The sequence below is a fragment of the Xenorhabdus beddingii genome, from assembly GCF_002127545.1.
GTDB lineage: Bacteria > Pseudomonadota > Gammaproteobacteria > Enterobacterales > Enterobacteriaceae > Xenorhabdus > Xenorhabdus beddingii.
The window spans coordinates 1-24,817 of the sequence record NZ_MUBK01000022.1 but is presented as its reverse complement, the minus strand read 5'-3'; the positions used below and the strand labels follow the sequence as shown (position 1 = coordinate 24,817).

The window sequence follows — 24,817 nt, the reverse complement described above, 5'->3', positions numbered from 1 at the left end:
TTATGGCTGCGCTGTACAGTTGGAACAGAGGCAGCTCTGCCAGTCTGTTTGAGCGCATTCAAGGGAAGGGCTACGGCTCTTCCCGTCAATCAAGGATGCGTGCACTGCTTGACTCTATCAAGAAGCATTTGAATAAGGTTCTGAATTCCCGCCCCGGTGCGTGCCAAAGTGCCATTGAATTGGGTGTCATTGATCTCAATGACGCGACCGCAACGTCGGTGGATTTCAAACAAAGCATCGAAGAGGCGATTGAAGAGTGCATCAGAAATTATGAACCCAGAATAGCAGCGGTTTCTGTCAGTGCCATCCATGATGATTCAGATCCATTGCTGCTGAGTTTCCATATCAGCGCTGAAATTTCTCTGGATGATATCAACGATCTGGTGGAATTCAGCATCCAGTTGGATAACAACCGACGCTATTGCCTGGAGCGAACCCAATAAATGTCATTTGAAAAATATTTCAGAGATGAGTTGAATTATTTGCGACAACTGGGAAAAGAAGCCGCAGTTGAGCGTCCTCATCTTGCCTCATTTCTTTCAGAACAAGGTTCTGATCCCGACGTTGAGCGTTTGCTTGAAGGGTTTGCGTTCCTGACAGGCAACCTGCGGGCAAAGATTGATGATCAGTTCCCTGAATTGACCCATGGCCTGCTGAATATGCTGTGGCCGAACTATCTGCGCCCCACCCCCAGCATGACCATCATTGAGTATACCCCCGATGAGAGCGTGGTGACGAAAGCAACGCAGGTTAAGCGTGGCACACAGATTATGAGCCACTCGCTGTCAACTCAGGATGATATTTATTCGGACGAAAAATCGGGTGGCAAGAAAGACGATCATGGCCGATGCACCTTCACGCTTTGCCGCGATGTGTGGCTGTTTCCGTTTTCCATTCGTGACATCGCGGTCAATAACAGTAATGAGAATGGGATCATCAGCCTGAATTTTACGTCAAAAACGGATCTGAACCTGCATGAATTGGAACTGGGCAAACTGCGCTTTTATCTGAGTGGTGATGACTATACCACTTCCCAGCTCTATTTCTGGATCTGCTATTACTTCAAAAAAGCCGAACTGGTGGTGGGAGATACCGTGATCCGCCTGCCGAAGTTTGATTTTAGGCCGGTGGGATTTGAGCGGGAAGATGCGCTGTTGCCTTACCCGAAAAATGCTTATATGGGGTATCGCATTTTGCAGGAGTATTTCTGTTTTGCAGAAAGTTTCCTGTTCTTTGATGTGACCGGCTTCCCAACACTGCCTGAAGATCTCAAGACCAAAGATTTCAAACTGAATTTACATTTTTCTCAGGCCCTGCCACCGGAAGCCAAAATCCGTCAGGATACTTTCCGTCTGCACTGTACGCCGGCAATCAACCTGTTCCCGATGGACAGTGAAGCGATTGAACTTAATGGCAGCCAGACTGAATATCCCTTAAAGGCCAGCTACAGTTTCCCGGATAACTACGACATTTTCTCTGTTGACGGTGCGGAAAGCTGGCTGACCGGCGAAAAGGGTGAACGTAGCCGTGCCCGTCCTGGCTCGCGCGTCTATACCGCGTTTGAGAGCTTCAATCACCAGATTGATGATGAAGACGAACGCTCAATGCGTTATTACCGCCTTCGGGTGAAAGAATCGCCTTTCCGCAAGGGATTGGAACATTTCATCTCATTTGTGCGGGGAGATGAATCCGAGCTGCTCAGACTTGGGCTGGAAGAGAGCGTTTCTGTCAGCCTGACCTGTACCAACCGTGAAATGCCGCTGGAACTGCGTGTGGGCGACATTAATTATCCTTCAAACGGCAGCCCGACCTTTGCGACATTCCGCAATATCACCCGGCCGTCAGTGCCGCTCTATCCTCTGATGGATGGCGGTTTGCACTGGTCACTGCTGTCAAATATGTCGCTGAACTATATGTCACTGCTGGATAAGGATGCCCTGAAACAGGTGTTGCGTACTTACGATTTCCCCAGCATTCACAATCGACAGTCCAAACGTTCATCACAGAAACGGCTTGATGCCATTGAAAAGATTGAAACAGAGCCGACAGATCGTCTGTTCCGTGGTCAGCCGGTGCGTGGATTGCGCTCAACGCTGTATATCCGGCAACAGGCATTCAGCTCAGAAGGTGAGCTTTATCTGTTCTGTACGATCCTATCGCGGTTTTTCTCACTGTATGCCAGCGTCAATGCCTTTCATATGTTGAAGGTCATCAATTTAGATAATCAGGAGTGTTATGAATGGCCGGTACAGATAGGTCAACACTCGTTGATGTAATCACTGAGCAAGATCCTGCCACCCCGCTGGTATTGGATATCTCACGCTACAACTTTTACCAGTTGGTCGAGTTACTTAACCAATTGGCCGTCGCGTGGGAGAAAACCGGAGAAACAGATCGCGCCGATCGGGAGTCTGTCCGTTTCCGCTCCAGTGCCAGTCTGGCATTTCCGACGCGTGACGTCATCTCGCTCGCACAGTCCAAGAAGGGATACTTCGATCTGGAAGTCTCCTTTTTGGGATTGCACGGCAGCCAGTCCCCGATGCCAGGTTTTTATCTGGATTCACTGGCATGGGAAGATGCTCAGGGGGAAAACCGGCTGACGGATTTTCTCAACGTTTTCAACCATCGCTTAATTACGATCTTACATCAGGTCTGGCGGAAATATCGCTATTACATCTGCTTCAAAAAGGGCGGGGAAGATGGCTTTTCCCAACGCATGTTCTCTCTCGTGGGGTTGGGCAGTGATGTCAACCGCCGGATGCTGAACATCAATCACAGCAAAATGCTGGCGTATGCCGGCTTGCTGGCAAGCCCCGGACGCTCACCAGAAGTGATATGCAGCCTGGTTTCCCACTGTTTTGATTTGCAGGACGTCACGCTGGACGGTTGGCAATTCAGGCGAGTCACCATCTCGAAAGCACAGCAGAATCGTCTGGGGGGGATGACTACAGGTCAGGGCACCAGCGATAAAGAGCTGTCTGTCATGGGGGAAAACTTCACCATCGGTTCTTGGGTTGGGGATTACAGCGGTAAATTTCTGCTCAGTATCAACAACCTGCCACGTGAGCGGTTTCTCTCATTCCTGCCCGATGGCAAAAACTATTTCCCGTTGGTGATGTTCATTTCTTTTGTCATGCGCAGCCAGCTCGCCTGGGAATTGCGCCTGGGTCTGGCTGAAAACCAGGCCGGCGGCATGGTATTGGGGGCGAAGCAGAATAACCATCTGGGGTGGACCAGTTTTCTCGGCGAACCGGAACAGAAACCCTCTGTCACAATTTCAGTTATGGAATAACGACCATGGAAAAACATCAACCCATCCTTTCATTGCGGGTGCTTAACAGTGAACAGCTTGAAAGTGGTAAAGCCGCCAATTGCCAGTTCTCGACACAGGGCGGTACGGTCGGCAGCAGTGAAAGCCACCTTTGGTCTGTGCAGGATCAGCAGGGCAATATCCACCCATCACAATTCGCCATTAAGTGGCAGGATGGCGCATTTTGCCTGCAAGTGCTGGCTGAACCGGTGCAAATCAACAATGCCACTCTGACCTCTGAGTCGGGTTTGATCCTGTTACAACAAGGCGATCAAATCAAAGTGGGGCATTTGTCGATCAAGATCCACATCAGTTTGTCTGAAATCGATCGCATTGACCCTTCAACGGTATCCCCGGAATCACTGGTTTCCAGTTACAGCAATCCGCTGGATGCCATGATGGAAGGGACAACGGCACAGAAATCGGTGTTTGCCCACGATGAAAGCATTGCCCCGACAGTGATGCACCGTTTCAGTGATGATCCCCTCCGGGTACTTGATAGCGAGAGCCTGACCACATTGAAACCTCAGGTTGAGGCTGATGATACGGAACAACTTTTGCCGCCGGATCATTATCAATCACCCCCATTTGCTAACCCTATTTCTGATAACCGAGGCAGTGTTATGGATCAGGAGTTCCTTGATTTACCGGATATCGCTTCCGCTCGGCAATACGAAGATCGGGATGTTGATCATGTTGCCATTACCCCTCTCATGCGTGGGCTGGAAGCGCGCCTGCCTTTGCACGACAGCCAGCAGGCGAATGATTTTCTGCAAGAGATGGGCAAAACCATGAAAGCCGCCATTGAAGGGCTATTGGCGCTTCAGCGCGAACAACATGGGTTGCGTGATAAACAGCTTCGTCCTATCGAAGATAACCCGTTGCGCCTGAACATGGATTATGACACGACCATGCAGGTGATGTTCTCGGATCAGAAAAGCCCCGTTCACTTGTCCGCGCCGGCGGCGGTCGCAGAAAGCCTGCAAAACCTGCAACTGCACTATCAGGCCAACCGGACGGCCATTTCTGCCGCGCTGGACACCATGCTGGAAGCCTTTTCTCCCGACCAATTGCTCCGTCGTTTCTCACATTACCGTCGTAGCAACGAAGTCAGGGATAAAGACGCTTCCTGGGCATGGGAAATGTACACCAACTATTACCGGGAATTAGCGTCCAGCCGCCAGCAAGGGTTCGAAAAATTATTCCGCGAGGTGTATGAGCAGGCTTATGACCGCGCATTGCGTCAGGGCTTGGAGGAATCCGGCAATGATACATTCCGCTAGTCGCCGTCTATGGGCTGTAGGGATTTTATTGCTGTCAGTGATGTTGCTAAACGGCTGTAGCAGTGCATGGAACGCAACAAAGAAAGTCGGTCAGGTTATCTGGGACCCTTCCACACCGGTAGGTAAACCCGATGAGCAGGCTTCTGTTGCCAACATCATCTTGCTGGCCGAATCCGACATTAACCCCAATGAGAGTGGTGAAGCGGCACCGGTTGAGATGAATCTGGTTTACCTCAGTGAAGATTCCCGTTTTCTGGCGGCGGATTACGACCAGCTTGAAAGCGACAAACTCGAAAAGGCACTGGGGAAAAACTATATCGATCATCAGGATTACACCCTGCTGCCAGGGCAATACAAGCCTCTGGAAGCCATTACACTGGAAAAGAAAAACCGTTACATCGGTGTCATCGTTCACTATGCAGATGCAAACCAATCTGAATGGAAAAAGATCATCCGAGTAAAAGACATTGGCCGCCATTATCACATCTTGGTGCATGTCAGAAATAACGACGTCGAACTTAGAAAAGAGGAGGAGTAATCATGCCAGGTAAAAATCGGGTGATTTGGCACGAAGGGTTATTCATCAAGCCACAACATTTTCAACAACAACAAAAACACATTGATTATTTGGCCCATAGCCTGGTTTCAATATTGACACCTTATGCTCATGGTTTCAGCTCCCTGAGCATCAATGATGATCTGCTTAAACTGGGACGCATAGGGATTACCGAAGCCAGCGGCATCATGCCTGATGGCACCCTGTTTTCCGCGCCCAGCCAGGATTTGCTGCCAAAACCGCTGGATATCGAAAACTTCAATGACCTGAAAAGCAAAGATATCTATCTGGCGTTACCCATGACCAGCGATACCATCCGGGAAATTGCTGATCAGGATATCGACATCAAGAATGCAGAAGTGAAGAGTGCGGTGCGTTATCGGGAACTGCCGACGGATATCCGTGACCTGCATACCAAGGGCGGTGATGCCTCCGTGCTGACTCTGGCTCAATTGACGCCGGTCCTGATGCAAGGCTCCGAGGATATGAGTGCCTACACCGCGATCCCCGTGTGCCGCATCAAAGAAAAGCAAAAAAATGGCAATATCGTGCTGGATAACGACTATATCCCGACCTGTTTGTCGATTTTTGTCGCCGACAAACTTAAGCGTTTCATGGTGGAAATCGATGGCCTGTTGACCGAACGCTCAAGATCACTGGCCAAACGCATCGGCTCACCGGGTCAGCAAGGGGTTGCGGATGTGGCAGAGTTTATGATGCTGCAATTGCTGAACCGCGTTCAGCCGTTGTTCAACCATTATGCAAAACAGACCGTCCTGCACCCACTGCATTTATATACCGAGCTGCTCCAGACCTGTGGTGAACTGAGAACCTTCACGGATGCCAGCCGTTTGCCGGGAAATCTACTGGCCTATGATCACAACAACCTGACCGATACCTTTCAGGATGCGATGCACGCCATCCGTGATGCCTTGAACGTGGTTCTGACACCGCGCGCAACATCGATTGCACTGAAACAGAACGAAGGTGGCATTCGTGTGGCAACCCTCCACGACAACGATCTGTTGCGTAAAGCCGAATTTGTGCTGGCAATCAGCGCCAGCACGCCGCAGGAACAATTGCGTCGTCAATTCGTCCAGCAAACCAAAGTCACTTCGATGGAAAGAATTCGCGATCTGGTCAGCGTCCAGTTGCCGGGTGTGCCACTGATTGCCCTGTCCGCCGCGCCTCGCCAGTTGCCGTATCACTCCGGATATACCTACTTCCGTCTGGATCAGAAAAGTCCGGCATGGAAAGAGATCCAGCAGGGAAATTCCATCGCGTTCCACGTATCAGGGGATTTCCCGGACTTAGATATGCAGCTCTGGGCTATCAGGGGCGGTAAGGAATAATCATGAGTGATATCAATGTTGACAGTTTGTCGCTGGAAAAGCCTGAAACGCTGAAAACGTTTCAGCGCCAGTACCAGCTACCGTTGCGTGGTGAAAGCCTCAATCCCATGATCGATGCTGCCACCCCTTTGTTGGGAATGGTTCTGCGTTTGCAGGACATGAATGATCAGGCACTGCCGGACAAACTTTACCAACAGGTTGTGACTGACATTCGGGCTATTGAGCAGTTTCTGCAAACCAAGGGTTATGAACCCGGCGCGATTGTTTCATTCCGTTACGTACTGTGCACCTTCATTGATGAAACGGCGTTGGGGCACGGTTGGAACAGTCAGAATGGTTGGTTGAAGCAATCACTGCTGGTGCACTTCCACAATGAAACGTGGGGAGGTGAAAAAGTCTTCGTATTGCTTGAGCGCTTGATGGGAGAGGCCCAGCGCTACCAGCACCTGCTGGAGTTCATTTACCTCTGCCTGTGTCTGGGATATCGCGGCCGTTACAAAGTCAGCACCCAGAAAAGCGATGACTTTGAACGCCTGTTCCGCCGCTTGCAGCAACAGCTCCACTCACTGCGCGGAGAGGCTCCGCCCACCACGCTGTATGTCAATATCAACGAGAGTGATGCGCGTTATCGCCTGAGCAGACGGTGGACCATCAAGCACCTGTTTTTTATCAGCGCAGGTTTGCTGGTGGCCATTTACAGCTTCTATGCCATTCGCCTCGGTGATCAGACACAAGACATATTAAAGCAGCTAAGTAACTTATTGAGATAGGAAGTCGCCATGATTCAGATTGATCTGCCCACTCTTGTAAATCGTTTAAACCCGATGGTCCGCCATGCACTGGAAGCGGCGGCGGCCTCTTGCGTCAGCCAGCAGCAACCTGAAATCACGGTTGCCCAACTGCTGCTGCAAATGATTGATACCCCGCTCAGTGACGTGCGACTGATCCTAAATAAAGTCGATATTGATAAAGATCTGTTGAAAGAACAACTCGATCAAGTGATGACCCATCATCAGTCGATTGTGCAGTCTTACCCCAATTTTTCCCCGATGTTGGTGGAATGGTTGCAGGATAGTTGGTTACTGGCTTCCACCGAAATGCAGCACGCCGAACTGCGCAGTGGCGTTATGCTGATTGCGTTGCTGTTCAGCCCATTGCGTTATCTGGCGCCACAAACGGCGCGTTTGCTGGCCGGTATCAACCGCGAATTATTGCGCCAGGATTTTGCACAATGGACGAATGGCTCTGCCGAACAGCCTTTTGCTGCCAGCGATAACGAGGGGCAGGGCGTACATCCGGCAAACAACGACAGCTTGCTGGCCCGCTTTACCCAGAACATGACTGAGCAGGCGCGTCAGGGCAAACTGGACCCGGTTTTATGCCGTGATAATGAAATCGATCTGATGATCGACATTCTCTGCCGTCGTCGCAAAAACAACCCCATCGTCGTCGGTGAAGCCGGTGTGGGCAAGAGTGCCCTGATTGAAGGTCTGGCACTGCGCATCATGAATGATCGCGTCCCGGATAAACTGCGCAACAGCGAATTGATGACCCTGGATCTGGGAGCATTGCAGGCCGGTGCCGCCGTAAAAGGTGAATTTGAAAAACGTTTCAAAGGGATCATGGCGGAAATTAGCCAGTCGGCTAAACCCATCATCCTGTTTATCGATGAAGCCCACACGTTGATTGGTGCAGGCAACCAAGCGGGGGGACTGGATATTTCCAACCTGCTGAAACCTGCGCTGGCGCGCGGCGAGCTGAAAACCATCGCGGCGACGACCTGGAGCGAATACAAAAAGTATTTCGAAAAAGACGCCGCACTGTCCCGTCGTTTCCAACTGGTGAAAGTGGCTGAACCCACGGCGGAGGAAGCCACCATCATCATGCGCGGCCTGCGTGCCATTTATGAGCAGGCGCATGGCGTCCTGATCGATGATGAAGCGCTGAAAGCCTCTGCGGTATTGAGTGACCGTTATCTTTCTGGCCGCCAACTGCCGGACAAAGCGATTGACGTACTGGATACCGCCTGCGCCCGTGTTGCCATCAACCTGACTTCACCGCCGCGTCAGATCTCCTCGCTGACGACCGGACTGCACCAGATGCAAATGGAAATCGACGTGCTGGAAAGAGAGCAACGTATGGGGCTGAACCTCCACGTTGAACGGTTGGAAGAGCTGCAAAACCAGCAAAAAGAGATTCAGGAGCAACTCGTCGGGCTGGAAATGAGCTGGCAACAGCAGCAGGAATTGGTGAAACAGATCATCGAACTGCGTAGCCAATTGCTGGCTGATGATGCGGTTGAAGCAGAAAAGACGGAAGAAACCGCCGACGAGCCATCCCTGATCGAAAGACTGGCGGGGCTGAATGCCCAACTGGCCGGGTTACAGCAGAAACAAACGCTGGTGTCTCCCCATGTGGACAAAACCCAGATCGCGGCGGTGATCGCAGAGTGGACGGGGGTGCCATTGAACCGCCTGTCACAGAGCGAGCTGTCCATCGTCACCGAACTGCCTGTTCATTTGGGACAAAGCATCAAAGGGCAGGAAACGGCCATCCAATGCCTGCATAAACACTTGCTGACGGCCCGCGCAGACCTGCGCCGTCCCGGTCGTCCTCTGGGCGCATTCCTGCTGGTGGGATCCAGTGGTGTCGGTAAAACCGAAACCGTCCTGCAAATTGCGGAGCTGATGTTTGGGGGTCGCCAATACCTCACCACCATCAACATGTCTGAGTTTCAGGAAAAACACACGGTTTCCCGCCTGATTGGTTCCCCGCCGGGCTACGTCGGTTACGGGGAAGGCGGTGTGCTGACCGAAGCCATCCGTCAAAAACCGTACTCGGTTGTCTTGCTGGATGAAGTGGAAAAAGCGCATCCGGATGTCCTGAACCTGTTCTATCAGGCGTTTGACAAAGGTGAGCTGGCCGATGGGGAAGGGCGCATCATCGACTGTAAAAACGTGGTGTTCTTCCTGACCTCTAACCTGGGTTATCAAACCATCGTAGACAACGCCGAACAGCCTGATCAGATCAACGACCTGCTGTACCCGGAACTGGCGGCCTTCTTCAAACCGGCCCTGTTGGCGCGGATGGAAGTGATCCCTTATCTGCCGCTGGGTTATGACACCCTGAAAACCATTATTCAGGGCAAGCTGGCCCGACTGGATACACTGTTGACTCAACGTTTCAACGCCGAAGTCTCCATCAGTGAGGCGGTATCCGACGAGATCTTACAGCGAGCCACCCGGGCGGAAAATGGCGCCCGTATGCTGGAGTCCATCATTGATGGCGCCCTGTTACCCCCCGTTTCATTACTGTTGTTGCAGAAAATGGCGGCGGGTAAGCCGATTAGCGCGATCCGTTTAACCGTCGCAGAACATGCGTTTCAGGCAGAGGTTGAGGAGGCAGAATAATGAAACAGCGGCTGAAAAGCGCGTTAGCGTTATTGGACGATGACACGATAGAACAACTGGTTGACCATTTTTTGCAGGTCAGCCAGAGCGCGCGTTTTGATGCCCTGTTGGTTTTCCTGCTCAACATCACGGAGAACCGGCTGGAAAGCTACAACCTGCCGGCACCTCAGCAAACCAATACACGTCGGTTGCATGTGGACATCGGTGACGTCAATAACCCCTTGATACAGGTCTTGCGCAAGGGAACCCCGATCGTCTGGGATTCCCTCAATCACGGGGCGCGCATTGATGATCCCTACTTCCGCACGTTTATTGCCGAGCTGCCGCATAACTGCGGGTTGTACGGCATTCCCCTGTTTGACTGCAACGGGCAGGCGTGCGGCGTGATCGCTGTCTTTGCCGACCAAGTCACCCCGTTTACCCACAGTGACAACATGTTCGGCATCTATTGCCATGTCATGCAGCACCGCCTGAAAAAATTGCAGGAACTTGATCAACTGCGCGGACAGTTACGGCAAATCCGTCAGTTATTTCAGGTGCAACGCCAGAAAGAAAAACAACTGGATGAGTTGCTGGCTACCCTGAGTGAAGCGAAAAACCCGGCGGCCGTCAGCAGTATCTCCGTGGATTACAGTCACATCGATAATCTGCCAAAGGCCATAGAAGAATTTGAAAGCGCCGTGTTGGTGCAACGTCAGCGTCAGTTGGGAAACGACACCCGATTGATTGCCCAAAGCCTGGGGATCCCCCAGCGGACGTTGGTTTACAAACTGGCTAAATACGGGTGTAGATTATGAATATTGTTTTAATTATCAGTTCATTGCTCGCGTCATTGGCCGGAGACCCCCGACTTGCGGAGAGGATGGAACCCCGGGAAGCTGTCGCGGAGGTCAAGGAAGCGCAAAATTTAGATGAACTGCACGCCTGCCGCTTTGAGCCGTCTCCGTTGATCCGGCTGGCGTGCTATGACCGCGCATTGAATCACCTCCGGTTCAAAAACGTCCACATCCCGATCGAGAACATGGGGCCGTTATGGCGGCAGGCGATGGAGCAGGAGATGAAACGCACTGATTACTCGACCGGCTTCATGGTGACGCAGGGCGAGAAAGGCGCCGGCCCGGTTATCCTGACCACCCCGGCGGTTGGGGTGCCGCCCCCCCGTCCGGTCCTGATGCTGAGTTGCATTGACAGCATCACCCGTTTGCAGGTGGCCTTGCCCAAGGCGGTGGACTCAGGCGCCGTCACGGTGTCCACCGACCGGACCCAATACCGCACCGAATGGTTTGTTCGGGAACAAGGGTACTTATGGGAATCCAGCCGGGGCTTACCGGGCATTGAGGAAATCAAGCGCCTGATGGACAGCGAGCGGGTGACCATTACCGGCAGCCATGGCCGCCCGGTCACCTTTAACATTTCTCAGTTGGAGCAGGCCGCGAAGCCGTTGCGCGCGGCCTGCCGTTGGTAATCGACATGGACATCAGAACACAATTTGACTGGTTCGGCGCCTTGCTGGCCCCCCTGTCCGACGAACAGATTGGCCGGGCGCTGGGCGACGGTGAACCCGAATGGGACTATATCGACGGCGAGATGATCAAATTCGGCTCGCTGTCACATGGCGCGCTGGACGTTGAAGAGATCCAGCGTCAAGCCTTGCGGCTGCTGGGCGAAAAGAGCAAAGATTTCCGGTTGATGGGGCACCTGTTGCGCACGTTGCAACATGCCGGCAACGCGGCTGAATTGATCCTCGCCATGGAACTGCTGGCCGAGTATGTCAAACATTACTGGGAAAAAGCCTGGCCGACCAAGCCTCTGGTAAAACGCCGGCTGGCCCAGCAGGTGCTTAAGCGTTTTGATGCCGCGCAGGGCAGTTTCACGGAAAAGGCGAGTCAGGGCGAACGGGATGAGGCACAAGGCGCGTTGGCCCACCTTGCCCAGTGCTGGCATGCCAGTGAACCGGATCTTGCTAAAGACGTTGATCAACTGCGTGTGCGTTACAACCGTCAGCCCGAGGTTCCGGCGGCACCCACCCCGGCACCTGTCGCGCCGGCGGGATCGCCGGAGGCCCTGTCCCGATCCGTTGAAGCGGCACCGATGCCCGACGTGGAAGTCAACAGTTCCAGCGACAAAGCGTGGAAGCAGACCCTGATGACCGTCGCCGACCTGCTGTGTGAACGGCATCCGGGATCGCCGATTGGCTATGCCCTGCGCCGTCACGCGGTCTGGTACACCCTCACCACCGCCCCGATGGCGAATGCCGACGGCAAAACCCCGCTGGCTCCGGCTTCCGCCGATCGCACCGCCGATTATCTGGCGCGCTTGCCGATGGCGGATCATCAACTGCTGCAACAAATTGAACAGAGCCTGACCCTGGCCCCTTACTGGCTGGACGGGCATGTCATTGCGGCGCAGGCCGCCGTACAACTGGGCTATGCGGACGTGGCAGCCGCCATCCGTGACGCACTGAATGCGTTTCTGGCGCGGTTACCGGCGCTGAAAACCTTAAGTTTTGCCGACATGAGCCCGTTTATCTCGCCCGACAGCCTCGATTGGCTGGCTCCGGCACCGGCGGCCACAGGGCACGGGACCGTTTCCGCCGATCAGGACGCCATCTGGCAGTGTTTCCAGCAACAGGGACTGGAAGCGGCCCTGAACATGCTGGAAATCCACCAGCAAGCGCTGACCGAGCCACGGGATCAATTCTACGGCCAATGGCTCAATGCCCAATTGCTGGACGCCGCCGGCATGACCGCGCTGGCCCAGCAGCACTACCGGAACTTGTTACACACGGGACAACATATGCAACTGACTCAATGGGAACCCAGCCTGCTGGCTTTACTGGCCGAAAAAGTGGCTGAAAAACTGCCGGCTCCTCTCAAGGAAACGGCTTCAAACAGGAGCGTTAACCCATGAAATGGCCCTCTTTGTCCGCGCTGGCACCCCTGAAATCGGCCTTGCCGGCACTGGGGAAGGTGAAATCCCTGCCCCGTCTTAAGGCCGCGATGGCCCTGATGCTGGCCCTGATCCCCTGCCTGCTGCTGATCGCGGTCTGGTGGTGGGGGCCGGAATGGAAAATCCGCAACGACTATCCGCTGGACAGTCTGGCGGCCCGCTGGCTGGCTACCGCCCTCATCATCATGCTGGTGCTGTGCTGGATCGGCATGAAAGCGTGGCGCCGCCTGCGGACGCTGGAAAAACTGAATCTGGACGTGGAACTGAAAGGGGTGGATCCGGTGCGGGAGGATATCGAACATCAGGATCGCTACCTCGACCACTGGAAATCCCAGTTGCAACGCCATCTGGATTCGCACAATTACCTGTACGAACGGCCGTGGTACATGGTGATGGGTAGCCAGAAGAGCGGTAAAACCGCCCTGATTAAGGAGGGCTATAAGCTGTCCGAAATCGCGGCCCCGGAATATCTGCGGCAGGATGGCGACGTGCCCCTGCTGCTGCGCTGCTGGCTGGGGGAAAAAGCGGTCATCCTTGATCCGAAGGGACAGTTGATTGACCAGCCCGTCCCGCTCAACAGCGACAAGCCGCAAATCCACCCGCGCCTGTGGGAAGCGCTGCTGAACTGGCTGACTGAAAACCGCCAGCGCCAGCCGCTGAACGGGATTATCCTGACCGTGGATACCCTGCGCCTGATGACCGACAGCCGCGAACAGCGCGAACGCTATGTGCGGGAAATTCACCAGCGTTTGCAGGACATCCGCCTGACCTTCCACAGCCAGTTGCCGCTCTATCTGGTGATGACCAAAATCGACCTGCTGCACGGCTTTGAGGCGATGTACCAGTCGCTGGATCGCCAACTGCGCGACCAAATCCTCGGGGTGACGTTCAGCCTCAACAACCGCGATGAAAAGGCGTGGCGCAGTGAGCTGGAACAGTTCTGGCAGCAGTGGATGGCCAACCTGAACGGGGCGATGCCGGACATGATGCTGAACAATGTGGACGCCAACCAACGCAGCGCCCTGTTCAGTTTCACCCGCCAGATCCAGGGCCTGTACAGCTACATCGTCCAGATGCTGGAGGATATCCTGTATAACGACGAGCACCACCGCCCGACCCTGCGCGGGGTGTACCTGACATCGGCGCATCAGGTGGGGCAGATGGACGACCTGTTCACCCAGTCGGCCTCGGCCCAGTACCATCTGGGTACCCAGGCGTTCCCCACCTGGCCGGCGGGCGACACGCTGCCGTACTTTACCCATTCACTGTTTGAATCGGTCCTGCTGGCCGAGCCGAACCTGGCGGCGGAAAACCGCATCTGGCTGAGCCGCAACCGCCGCCAGCTCTACACCTTCTCCACGGTCAGTGCGCTGGCGATTGCCGCGCTGTGGGGCGGCTGGCATTACTTCTACCAGAAAAACTACCGGGCCGGGGAAGAGGTGCTGGCGCAGGCGAAAAACTTCCTGTCCGTGCCGCCGCCGAAAGGGGAGGACCACGACGGCCATCTCCAGCTGCCGTTGATGAACCCGATCCGGGACGCCACCCTGGCGTACGGCAACTATCACCAGAACACCTCATTCCTGACCGACATGGCGCTGTATCAGGGCGGCAGCGTCGGGCCGTATGTGGAAAACACCTACCTGAAACTGCTGGAGCAGCGTTTCCTGCCGGCCCTGATGGCGGGGCTGCTGGATGACCTGAACCGGGCCCCGGCCGGCAGTGAGGAAAAACTGGAGATCCTGCGGGTGATGCGCATGCTGGAAGATGCCGGCAAGCGTAACAACGCCCTGGTGGCCCAGTCGCTGCGTGAACGCTGGAGCCGGGTCTTCCACGGCCAGCGTGACGTGCAGGAAGCGCTGCTGACCCACCTGGATTACGCGCTGGATCGCACCGACTGGAAAGCCAAACGGGATCAGGGGGAACAGGGGGCGATTGATCGCTTCGCGCCGTTTGTGCAGCCGATCCGCCAGGCCCAGCAGGAGCTGAAGGCCCTGTCCGTCAAGCAGCGGGTGTACCAGAACCTGCGCATCAAGGCGCAGGATGCGCTGGCCGCGCCGGTCAACCTGCGTGACCAGATTGGCCCGAGCTTTGACAGCGTGTTTGTGGCCAGCAACGAAAAACGGCTGGTGATCCCGCAGTTCCTGACCCGGCACGGCCTGATGGACTATTACGTCCAGCAGGGCGGGCAACTGGCGGAGCTGACCGCGATGGACAGTTGGGTGCTGAACATCGGGCAGCACAAGGAGAAAGCGCCCGAGGCCGGCACCCCGGCGGGCCACGACCAGTACAGTGACACCGACCAGAAGCAGATCCAGCGTGAAATCGACGAACTGTATGTCTCCGAGTACACCGCCACCTGGCGGGCGGCGATGAACAACCTGGAAGTGCGTGACTTTGAGGACCTGCCGCAGGCCATCAGCGCCATCGAGCAGGTGATCAGCGGGGAGCAGCCGGTCAAGCGGGCGCTGCAAATCCTGAGCGAGAACACCCATCCGCCGGTGATCAGCAGCACGCTGGGCGACAAGGAAAAAGCGGGCCTGCTGGCGCGCGACGACTACAAATTGCTCAACACCCTCAGCCACGGCTTTGCCGCCGAAACCGGGGTGCTGACGGAGCACGGTGACAAGGGCAGCACGCTGCAAAGCGTCTACCAGAAACTGATGGCGCTGCACCGTTACCTGCTGGCGATCCAGAACTCGCCGGTGCCGGGCAAGGCGGCGCTGCAGGCGGTGCAGATGCGGCTGGACAAGAACAACAGTGACGCCATTTTTGAAGTGCAGCAGATGGCGAAAAACCTGCCGGAGCCGCTGAACCGCTGGATCGGTGACCTGGCGGAGCAGGCGTGGCGGGTGGTGATGATGGAGGCGGTGCGGTCGCTGGAAGTGGAATGGAACCACACGGTGGTCAAACAGTACCGGACCTACCTGGCGGGCCGTTACCCGTTCAACCCGCGGGCCACTGAAGAAGTGCCGCTGAGTGAGTTTGACCGCTTCTTCCGGCCGGGCGGGACGCTGGATGCGTTCTACCAGCAGAGCCTGAAACCGTTTGTGGAATACAACCTGACCACCGGCACCGACGGCAAGATGCTGATCCGCCCGGATGTGATGAAGCAACTGGCGGTGGCGGACCGCATCCGCACCACCTTCTTTACCCCGCAGAACGGCCTCGGGGCCCAGTTTGCCATTGAGCCGCTGAGCCTGACCGGCAACAAGCGCCGGGCGCTGCTGAACCTCGACGGCCAGTTGGTGGATTACTCGCACGGGCGCAGCCCGGTGGCGCGGCTGATCTGGCCGAACTCGATGCGGGCGGGCACCGAAAGCCAGTTGACCCTGATGCCGGATCGCAGCAACCAGGCCCCGCGCGCCATCAAATTCACCGGGCCGTGGGCCCAGTTGCGGCTGATTAACAGCGGCCAGCTGACCAATGTCCAGCCGGGCTTCTTTGATGTGCGCTTTGGGGTGGATGGCGGCGAGATGACCTACCGCATCTACGTGGATGAATCCGACAACCCGTTTGCCGGCGGGCTGTTCAGCCAGTTCACCCTGCCGGACACCCTGTATTGAGGACACGTTCCCCGATTGAAGTCAAAAACCGGCCCCGTCTTGAAAACACACCCTCCCGCCTGTGGGCGGGGGGTTCTTTAAGGAGCACAGTCAGCCTATGAGCGGGCACCCTGAAAATCTCATCATCCGGGCGGGCGGCAGTCCGCTGAACCTGCCGGAATTCGCGGTTATCCGCGATGAAATCAACAAAACCAGCCACCCGGCGCAGCCGGAAGTGAACTGGCTGCTGGTGGAATCGCTGTCGCTGACGGTGTTCAGAACGAACGGCGTCGATTTGCAGACGGCCATTTACTACACGCTGGCGCGGATGCAGCTGAACGGGCTGGCGGGGTTCACCGAGGGGGGTGAACTGCTGGCCGGGCTGATGGTCAGCGACTGGGACCGGCTGTGGCCACCCCAGCCGCAGGTGCGCACCGACCTGCTGGAGTGGTTTCACACCCGCACCGGCAGCGTGTTGCGCCAGCTGGAGTTTACCGCCGGTGACCTGCGGCTGATTTACCGGGCGGAGCGGGCGCTCCAGCTGATGATCGATAAGTTGCAGCAGTCCGACCTGAAACGGCTGCCGCGGATTGAGAACCTGCTGTGGTTCTTCCAGAACGCGGCGAAAAAGCTGGAGAAACCGCGTCCGGCGGCGAAACCGGTGTCGGTGCCGGTGCAGATGCCGCCGCTGGTCTACCTCTCCGCGTCAGACGCCGAAGCGGAAACGGCTCCCCCTTCAGCATCCGCCCCGCGTCATGACCCCGCGCCGGCGGCCGGGGATGCGCCGCGTGTCCGGGTGCAGTTTCCCCCGGCACCGCCCCCGCCGCCGGGCTTAACGGCGTGGCAGGGATTCGGCCTCGGGGCCTTGCTGGGGGGACTGGTGCTGGTCGGGGGCTGGGGGCTGGCCTACAAGCCGTTGCAGCAGCAGCTCACCGCCATGACCGCTGACCCCGCCGGGGATCGGCTGGCGTGGCTGCACCAGCCGGACATCGGCCGCTACCAGCAGCAACTGGACCGGCTGGCCGACACCTCGCCGCGGGTGACCTGGGAGACCGCCCGCCGGATGACGGACGCGGCCGAGCAGCACTGGCCGGGGTCGCCGGCGCAGCGGCTCATCACCCGCCAGTGGCAACAGGCGATGGCGGCGCGGATTGACAGCGTGCCGCTGAGCGGCAGTTGGCACACCACCCGCGACCAGATCCAGCAGCTGGCGGACAAAATCCTGTTACAGGAGCGGACGCGGGGCAGCTTCACGCTGTCCTACCTGAAAACCGCGCTGTATGACATCCAGCGCAGCCACGGCCGTGAAGAGCCGCTGGAAGAGCTGCTGCGCCAGTTGAGCGTGCAGGCGGCGAACGGCGGGCCGGCGTCACCGGTGTTGCTGAAACGCCTGGATGAGCGGTTCACCGCGCTGCTCGGGCGCTATGACCGGCTGCGGCAGGCGACGGAACAGCCCGGATCATCCGAACCGGCCGGCCACCCGGCCCCACACCATCCCCCGACTGTCCCTACGGACAGCGGACATTAAGCAGGGAGAGAGTTTATGTCATTGAAAAAGCAGGTTACAAAACTGAAGAAAGGCCGGGCACTGGCGCAGAAAGGGCAGTCGCTGGTGCAGCAGGGCCGGCAGGCCGCAGGGCTGGCTAAAAATATCATGGGTCCGTCGGGCGGTGCCGGGGCGGGACTGGTCAAGAATATCGTGAGTCCGTCGGGCAGCGCCGGGGCGGGACTGGCGAAAAATATCATGGGTCCGTCAGGCGGTGCCGGGGCGGGACTGGCGAAAAATATCATGGGTCCGTCAGGCGGTGGCGGGGCAGGACTGGCTGCCCGGGCGGCCGGCGGCGAGTCGGTGGCGGCAAAGGCGCTGCAAAAAACCGGCCAGTCGCTGCCGGGCGGCAGCGACCCCAGCGGTCTGCTCTTTACCCTGACGGCGGGCAGACTGCCACCACAAACCTTTGTCGTCACTGATTTCGAACTGACGGAAGGCTTCTCCCAACCCTTCACCCTGACCGTGGGGCTGGCGAGTGCCGACCCGGCGATTGACTTTCCGGCGGTGCTGGACCGCAGCGCCACCCTGACCATTCTGCAGGACGGGGTGGAGCAGCGCAGCCTCACCGGTCTGGTGGCGCACTTCGGGCAGGGCAACACCGGGCTGCACCAGACCACCTACCGGATGACCATCCGGCCGGACCTGTGGCGCACCACGCTGCGCCGGAACTCGCGCATCTTCCAGCAGCAGGACATTGCCACCATCGTCACCACGATTTTAAAAGAGCACGGTATCCGCGACGTGGTGTTCAGCCTGCGCCATCCGCACCCGGAGCGGGAATTCTGCGTGCAGTATCAGGAGAGTGACTTCAATTTCCTGCAACGGCTGACGGCGGAAGAGGGCATCTTCTACTTCTTCGAATGCGGCAGCGGGCGCAACACGCTGGTGTTTGCCGATGACTGCGGCTCCGTGCCGCCGGGGCCCGTCCTGCCGTATCAGCCGGGGGAGGGCAGCACGCTGGGGGAACCGTCAGTGGGCAGCCTGACGTGCAGCGCGCAGGTGCGCCCGGCGCAGGTGGCGCTGAAGGATTACACCTTCAAGAACCCGGCCTGGGCCGCGGAGTTCCGGGCGCAGATGAAGGAGGACACCCTGCAGGAGCGCTACTACGAGCACTACGACTACCCGGGGCGCTTCAAGGACGAGGCCCACGGCAAGGCATTCACCCGCTACCGGCTGGAGGCGCTGCGCAGCGACGCGGTGACCGGGCAGGGCAGCGGGCACGCCATTGCGGTTCAGCCGGGCAAACTGTTCACCCTGACGAACCACCCGCGCCCGGACCTGAACCAGCCGTGGCAGGTGGTGAGCGCCAGCCACAGCGGCAGCCAGCCGCAGGCGCTGGAAACCGCCACCGCCGGCGCCGGCACCACGCTGCACAGCGACTTCAGCTTCATCCGCCACACCCAGAACTGGCGCCCGGCACCGGTGGCCAAACCGGTGGTGGACGGCCCGCAGATTGCCAAAGTGGTCGGCCCGGCCGGCGAAGAAATCTTCTGTGACCAATACGGGCGCGTGCGTCTGCAGTTCCCGTGGGACCGCTACGGCAACAGCGACGACCACAGCTCCTGCTGGATACGGGTCAGCCAGCCGTGGGCGGGTCAGGGCTGGGGCATGCTCGCCATCCCGCGCGTCGGCCAGGAAGTGGTGGTGGACTTCCTGCACGGTGACCCGGACCAGCCGATTGTGACCGGGCGGACGTACCACGCCAGCAACATCCCGCCGGGCAGCCTGCCGGGCAGCAAGACCCAGATGGCGTTCCGCTCCAAAACCCACAAGGGGGAGGGGTACAACGAGCTGCTGTTTGAGGATGCAAAGGGCAGTGAACGGCTGGCGCTGCATGCGCAGAAGGACATGCAGACCACGGTGAAAAACGACCAGAGTCTGGTGGTGGAGGCCGGCAACCGGACATTGACCCTGCAGAAAGGGGATGAAATCAAAACCCTCGAAACGGGCAGTCTGACGGAAAACATCTGTCAGGCCCGCAGCACGTCGGCCAATGCCGTCCAGGTGACGACCACGGCCAGTGACGCGGGGCCGGGCACGCAGCTGTATCAGGCGGAGGATGAACTCACCCTGACCGTGGGCAACGGCACCATCCAGATGACGAAGACGGGGATTTTGATCGCCTTTGGTGACGCCAGCATCCTGCTGAATGGCAGCGGGGTCTTTGTGAACGGCGGCCAGATCACGCTGAACTAAATCAAAGCCCAAAAAAACAGCCGGTGAGGGCAACAATGCCGGTAACCGAAAGCCTCAGCCCGGTAACCGCCCGTGAGCGCGGGCTGAACAGACTAATCCAGTGAACATTTTGACGCATGAAAAAGGAAAGCACATGAGCGCACACCCTTACCAGATGAACGAAGGCACCCTGACCATTCCGGCCAACTGGCGTGATGAATCGATGCAGGTCTTTGTGCTGCCGGATGACAGCGGGGTCAATCTGGTGATTAACCGCACCCCGGTTCCGATGGGTACCGATCCCGCAGCCTACTATGAACGGACGCTGACCCAATTTGCGACCCACCTGCCGGGGTATCAGGAGCACCAGCGGCTGCAGATTGAACTCAGTGGTGAACCCGCCTGGCGGCTGGATTACCAGTGGCTGAGCCCGGAAGGGGAAATGCACCAGAGTGTGGTCCTGCAGATCCGGGGCAGCCAGTTGCTGGCTTTTAACCTGACGTCCCCGCAGCCGTTTAATGCGGGGCAACGCGACGCCTTGCTGGCGGTGGTGACCAGTTTCCAGGCTGCCTGACAGGAGATCCGTGATGGGATTAATGGATGACATTATTACGCGCACGGCGCGGGTGGGCGCGACCCACGCGAGCAAGCGTATGCCGGGGCCGAAAGGCCCCGCCGCAGCGCGTAAAGACGATCCGATCCAGCACAGCAGTTTTTTGGCGGCGCTGGCGGGGGCGGTCACCGGGGCGCTGATATCGGCGGCGATTTTTGGGGCGGCGGCACTGTTCGTCGCGGGCACCGGGGGACTGGGGGCGACCTTATTGGTGGCGGCGGTCGGGACCGCAGGCACCTTTGCGCTGGGGGAGATGATCGGTAAGGCCAGCTCGGCGGTGACCAACATGGTGAACAGCTTCTGTTCCCCGGATGGCCTGTTGGACAGTGGTTCATCCAATGTGAAGATTGAGGGCAAACCGGCGGCCCGGGCCACGGTGGACGTGGCAAAATGCAGTAAACATCCGACCCCGCCGTTGATCGCGCAGGGCAGTGAAACCGTGTTTATCAACGGCCAGCCGGCCGCCCGGGTGGACGACAAACTGGTGTGCGGTGCCGTGATTAAGGGCGGGGCCAGCACGGTGTTTATCGGCTCCGGCCAGGGCTCTTACCTTAAGGTGGAGGAAGAGTTTTCACTGCTGGAGCGGGCGCTGTTGGTGGCGGTGGAATATCTGGTGCCGCCGACCCGGGGCGGATTGAAAGCGGCCGGTAAACTGTTCAGCCAGAAAGGCCGGCAAGTGCTGACCCGCGCGGCCCTGAAAGACGCCCGGGCCCTGGCCCGGGAGGCCAAAACCGTGGTGGCGGGGGCGAAGCTGGGGGCCAAAAGTGCCAAACAGTGGGCGAAAAGCGTGATGAAAAACCCCAAAGCGGCGGCCGGGAAAGCGCTGAGCGGGGCCAAAAACGGGGCGAAAAAAGCCGCCGGCAATGTTAAGGCGGGCACCCATAAAGCGCTGAAAGGGGCCAAAACCGGTGCATCCAAGGCGGGGAGTAAGATCAAAAGAGACTATAACCAACGGGTTGAGTGCGCCAAACAGGCCTTTCGTGAGACGAAAGGGGCCAAGCGTTACTGGGAAGCGGGTAAGCGTTTCTTTACGAAAGATCCGATCGATGTCGCGACGGGCGCGTTGTTTGATCAACGTATTGATCTTGCATTGGGACAGACCCTTCCCCTGACTTTTCTGCGCAGTTGGGTGCCGGGCGCGCGGGGCTTATTGGGGGAAAACTGGGCTGACAGTTTCTCCGGCAGGGCGGTGGTGATCGGGGACCGGGTGGAAATCCAGACTACCGAAGGGGCGTCGCTTTACTTTATCCTGACGCCGGCCGACCGCAGCAGCATGAACCCGGAGCACCCGCAGTTTACCCTGTGCCGTGCAGACAGCGGGTATGTGCTGCATGAGCGCAATAATCCGGTCAGCCAGCATTTCAGCGTGCGGGTGCCGGCCGATGAGGACAGCCCGCAATGGCAATTGGGAGCCTTGTCTGACCCTTTCGGTAATACGATAGCGTTTCATTACAGTGAACAGCATCAGCTGGTTAAGGTGACGCACAGTGACGGCCCGGCGCTGGTATTGCTGTACCGGAACGACGGATTGCTGGCAGAAATTCGCCGTACCGACAACGGCCTGAATGCCGTGATGGCGCGTTATGGTTATCACGAAAATGGCTGGCTGGCCGACGCAGACAGTACTCAGCACTTTCACCTGTTCTATGACTATAACGCCCAGGGGCTGATTAGCCGCTGGCATGACGGTGACCAGACGGCGGTGGATTACCGCTATGATGCGCAGGGGCGCTGTATTTATACCGTGGGCAGCGGGGGCTATTATCCGGGGGTATTGGAATACGAACCGGGTCTGACCCGGGTGATTAACCCCGACGGGCATATCACCACGTGGCGCCATAATGACCAGCAACTGGTGACGCAGGAAGAAACCCCGTGCGGTCATGTGACCCGCTTTGAGTACGATGACTGGGGCAACCTGCGCAGAAAAATCCTGCCGGAAGGGCAAATCCTGACCCTGGACTATCTGGCGGATACCGGACTGGTGACGGCCTTTACGGAGGCGACGGGGGCCACCTGGTGTTACCAGTATGATGAGGCGGACCGTCTCATCAGCATGACCGATCCGCTCGGCCGGGTTTGGCAGCAGCACTATGACGACCGGGGCAATGCGGAATGCTTTATTGCCCCGGATGGCAGCAAAACGACCCTGACCCGCAATGAATTCGGGCTGGTGATTGCCGCCGAAGATGATGAGGGGCGCAAACGGACCTGGGAGTATGACGGCCATCAGCGGCTGACAAAATTGTTTGATGAAGAGCACCGCAGCCTGCGGCTGGGCTACGACAGCCATGACCGGTTGCAGCGGTTCACCTCGGGTGGCGGCGCGCTGTGGCTGTGGGAATACGATCGCCATCATCGCGTCTCGTTAAGCGATCGCCCCAACAACAGTCTGGAACGTTTTGGCCATGACCGCCACGGCAACCTGACCGAATGGACGGATGCGCGCGGCGTGAACTGGCATATCGAATACGGGCCGTTTGACTTACCGGTTGCGCGCGTGGATGGTGAGGGGAACCGCTGGCAGTACCGCTATGACCTCAACAGCCTGCAACTGCTGGAAGTGGTTAACCCGCAGGGGGAAAGCTACCGCTATACCCTGGATGCGGACGGCCGGGTCGTGACCGAAACCGACTATGCGGGCACCCGGTGGCACTATGCCTATGACGGCAACGGCCATTGCATTGAAAAACGCGATGCGCTGGATCAGGTGACCCGCTATGAATACGATGCGGCGGGCCGGATGATCGCGATGCACACCCCGGAAGGCACCACCACCTACCGTTACGATATCCTCGGCCGTTTGCGGGAAGTGGCCGGACCCGACGGGGCCCCGCTGACGTTTGACTATGACGATCAGGATCGCCAGATCAAAGAAGTGCAGCCCCACGGGGACATCACCCGTGATTATCCGGACAGTGCCACGGCAGAAAGCACCTTCCGCGCCCCGGATGGCCGGTGCTGGCAGGCGAAGACACAGGCCAACAAGGTGGGGGAACTCAGACTGCTCAGTATAAGCGGCGGGCATACCCTCCGGCTTGAACGGGACGAAGACGGGCAGGAGTGGCACCGCCAGTCCGATAAAGGCTTTATCCTGCGGCAGGCCCATTCCCTGATGGGGCAACTGACCGCCCAGCGCGCCGGACGCAACACGGAGTTTTTTGCGGCGCACGAAGTGGCCGACATCCCGCAGCCAACGCTGGCCGGGCTGGATCGGGAATATCGCTACGATGCGGCGCTCAATCTGGTGGCGGCCAATGACGAACGGCAGTGGCTGGGTTATGTGGTCAACGGCAACGGGCAGGTGACCTCCGTCAGTGACGGTGACCGCCTGCGCGAGCATTATCAGTATGACGGTTCCGGCTACCCGTCGCGTCGCTTCGACGGCCTGAATGAGATTGACGGGGAACGGATTTACCAGAAAGGCCACCGGCTCAGACGCCTCGGCCAGCACCTGTTTGAGTATGATGATGCGGGTCGCATGACGGCGATGCAGCTGTGGCAGGAAGGGCACCGGCCGCAACTGACCAAGTTGCGCTGGAACAGCCAGAACCAGCTTACCGGGGTGCTGACGCCGGGCGGGCAGCGGTGGGAGTATCGCTACGATGCCTTTGGGCGGCGCACGGAAAAAGTGTGCGAACAGGCGGGCAGCCGCACCACTTATCTGTGGGACGGCGATGTGCCGGCCGAAATCCGCGAATACCGGCACAACCGCCTGTACAGCATCCGCCATCTGGTGTTTGACGGCTGGCAGTTGCTGGCGCAGCAGGTGCAGTTTTTCACCCCGAACCCGGAAAACCGCAGCGAACTGCTCGCGGGGGAGATTCAGACCCAGTATGCGGTGTGTGCCCCGACCGGCGAGCCGCTGGCGCTGTTTGATGAAGCCGGGCACCGGGTCTGGCGCCAGCCGCCGCATAGCCTGTACGGACTGCGTCTGGGGGTTCCGGGTGAAAATGCCGAACTGGATCCGGGAATGCAATTCGCGGGTCAGTGGCTGGATGAAGAGAGCGGGCTGGTCTACAATCGGTTCCGGTATTATTCGCCGGTGGCGAGTTGCTATCTGACGCCTGATCCCCTG

The 24,817-nt window shown here is 57.9% G+C and carries 16 protein-coding genes; all 16 read left to right on the top strand.

All coding sequences use genetic code 11. The annotated features are described in order from the left end of the window. Positions 1-2 precede the first annotated feature (2 nt). Positions 3-443, top strand: coding sequence for a type VI secretion system baseplate subunit TssE (tssE, locus tag Xbed_RS13155; RefSeq protein ID WP_086113373.1), 441 nt, complete (start codon positions 3-5; stop codon positions 441-443). Next, the gene (tssF, locus tag Xbed_RS13150; RefSeq protein ID WP_086113372.1) at positions 444-2,276 is read left to right on the top strand and encodes a type VI secretion system baseplate subunit TssF; all 1,833 of its coding nucleotides are present in this window, start codon (positions 444-446) and stop codon (positions 2,274-2,276) included. Next, on the top strand, positions 2,240-3,292 hold the full coding sequence (gene tssG, locus Xbed_RS13145) for a type VI secretion system baseplate subunit TssG (RefSeq protein WP_086113371.1): 1,053 nt from the start codon (positions 2,240-2,242) through the stop codon (positions 3,290-3,292). The genes tssF and tssG overlap by 37 nt, the downstream gene beginning before the upstream one ends. Positions 3,293-3,297: 5 nt before the next feature. After that, entirely contained in the window at positions 3,298-4,593 is a 1,296-nt protein-coding gene (tagH, locus tag Xbed_RS13140) for a type VI secretion system-associated FHA domain protein TagH (RefSeq protein ID WP_086113370.1), read from the top strand. Further along, the gene (gene tssJ / locus Xbed_RS13135) at positions 4,577-5,131 is read left to right on the top strand and encodes a type VI secretion system lipoprotein TssJ (RefSeq protein ID WP_086113369.1); all 555 of its coding nucleotides are present in this window, start codon (positions 4,577-4,579) and stop codon (positions 5,129-5,131) included. The genes tagH and tssJ overlap by 17 nt, the downstream gene beginning before the upstream one ends. Positions 5,132-5,133: 2 nt before the next feature. Next, positions 5,134-6,501 (top strand): type VI secretion system baseplate subunit TssK, encoded by a 1,368-nt coding sequence (tssK, locus tag Xbed_RS13130; protein WP_086113368.1) that lies wholly within the window; start codon positions 5,134-5,136, stop codon positions 6,499-6,501. 2 nt (positions 6,502-6,503) lie between these two features. Continuing rightward, entirely contained in the window at positions 6,504-7,271 is a 768-nt protein-coding gene (gene icmH / locus Xbed_RS13125; RefSeq protein WP_086113367.1) for a type IVB secretion system protein IcmH/DotU, read from the top strand. Positions 7,272-7,280: 9 nt separating this feature from the next. Continuing rightward, positions 7,281-9,911, top strand: a complete 2,631-nt coding sequence (gene tssH, locus Xbed_RS13120) for a type VI secretion system ATPase TssH (RefSeq protein ID WP_086113366.1) — start codon at positions 7,281-7,283, stop codon at positions 9,909-9,911. Continuing rightward, a complete protein-coding gene (locus tag Xbed_RS13115; protein WP_086113365.1) occupies positions 9,911-10,708 on the top strand; it encodes a Fis family transcriptional regulator in 798 nt (265 codons plus the stop codon). The genes tssH and Xbed_RS13115 overlap by 1 nt, the downstream gene beginning before the upstream one ends. Further along, on the top strand, positions 10,705-11,376 hold the full coding sequence (vasI, locus tag Xbed_RS13110) for a type VI secretion system-associated protein VasI (RefSeq protein WP_086113364.1): 672 nt from the start codon (positions 10,705-10,707) through the stop codon (positions 11,374-11,376). Before Xbed_RS13115 ends, vasI begins: the two co-directional genes overlap by 4 nt. Before the next feature lie 5 nt (positions 11,377-11,381). Beyond that, entirely contained in the window at positions 11,382-12,821 is a 1,440-nt protein-coding gene (tssA, locus tag Xbed_RS13105) for a type VI secretion system protein TssA (protein ID WP_086113363.1), read from the top strand. Next, positions 12,818-16,423, top strand: coding sequence for a type VI secretion system membrane subunit TssM (gene tssM / locus Xbed_RS13100; RefSeq protein WP_086113362.1), 3,606 nt, complete (start codon positions 12,818-12,820; stop codon positions 16,421-16,423). Before tssA ends, tssM begins: the two co-directional genes overlap by 4 nt. Before the next feature lie 97 nt (positions 16,424-16,520). Then, positions 16,521-17,930 carry a VasL domain-containing protein gene (locus Xbed_RS13095; protein WP_086113361.1) on the top strand — a complete coding sequence of 470 codons (1,410 nt, stop codon included), beginning with the start codon at positions 16,521-16,523 and terminating at the stop codon, positions 17,928-17,930. Between the two features lie 15 nt (positions 17,931-17,945). Next, positions 17,946-20,147 (top strand): type VI secretion system Vgr family protein, encoded by a 2,202-nt coding sequence (locus Xbed_RS13090; protein ID WP_086113360.1) that lies wholly within the window; start codon positions 17,946-17,948, stop codon positions 20,145-20,147. A gap of 133 nt (positions 20,148-20,280) precedes the next feature. Next, positions 20,281-20,700, top strand: coding sequence for a DUF1795 domain-containing protein (locus Xbed_RS13085; protein ID WP_086113359.1), 420 nt, complete (start codon positions 20,281-20,283; stop codon positions 20,698-20,700). A 13-nt stretch (positions 20,701-20,713) separates the two neighbouring features. Then, positions 20,714-24,817, top strand: a 4,104-nt coding sequence (locus tag Xbed_RS13080; protein WP_086113358.1) for a PAAR domain-containing protein, incomplete at its 3' end; no start/stop codon positions are given.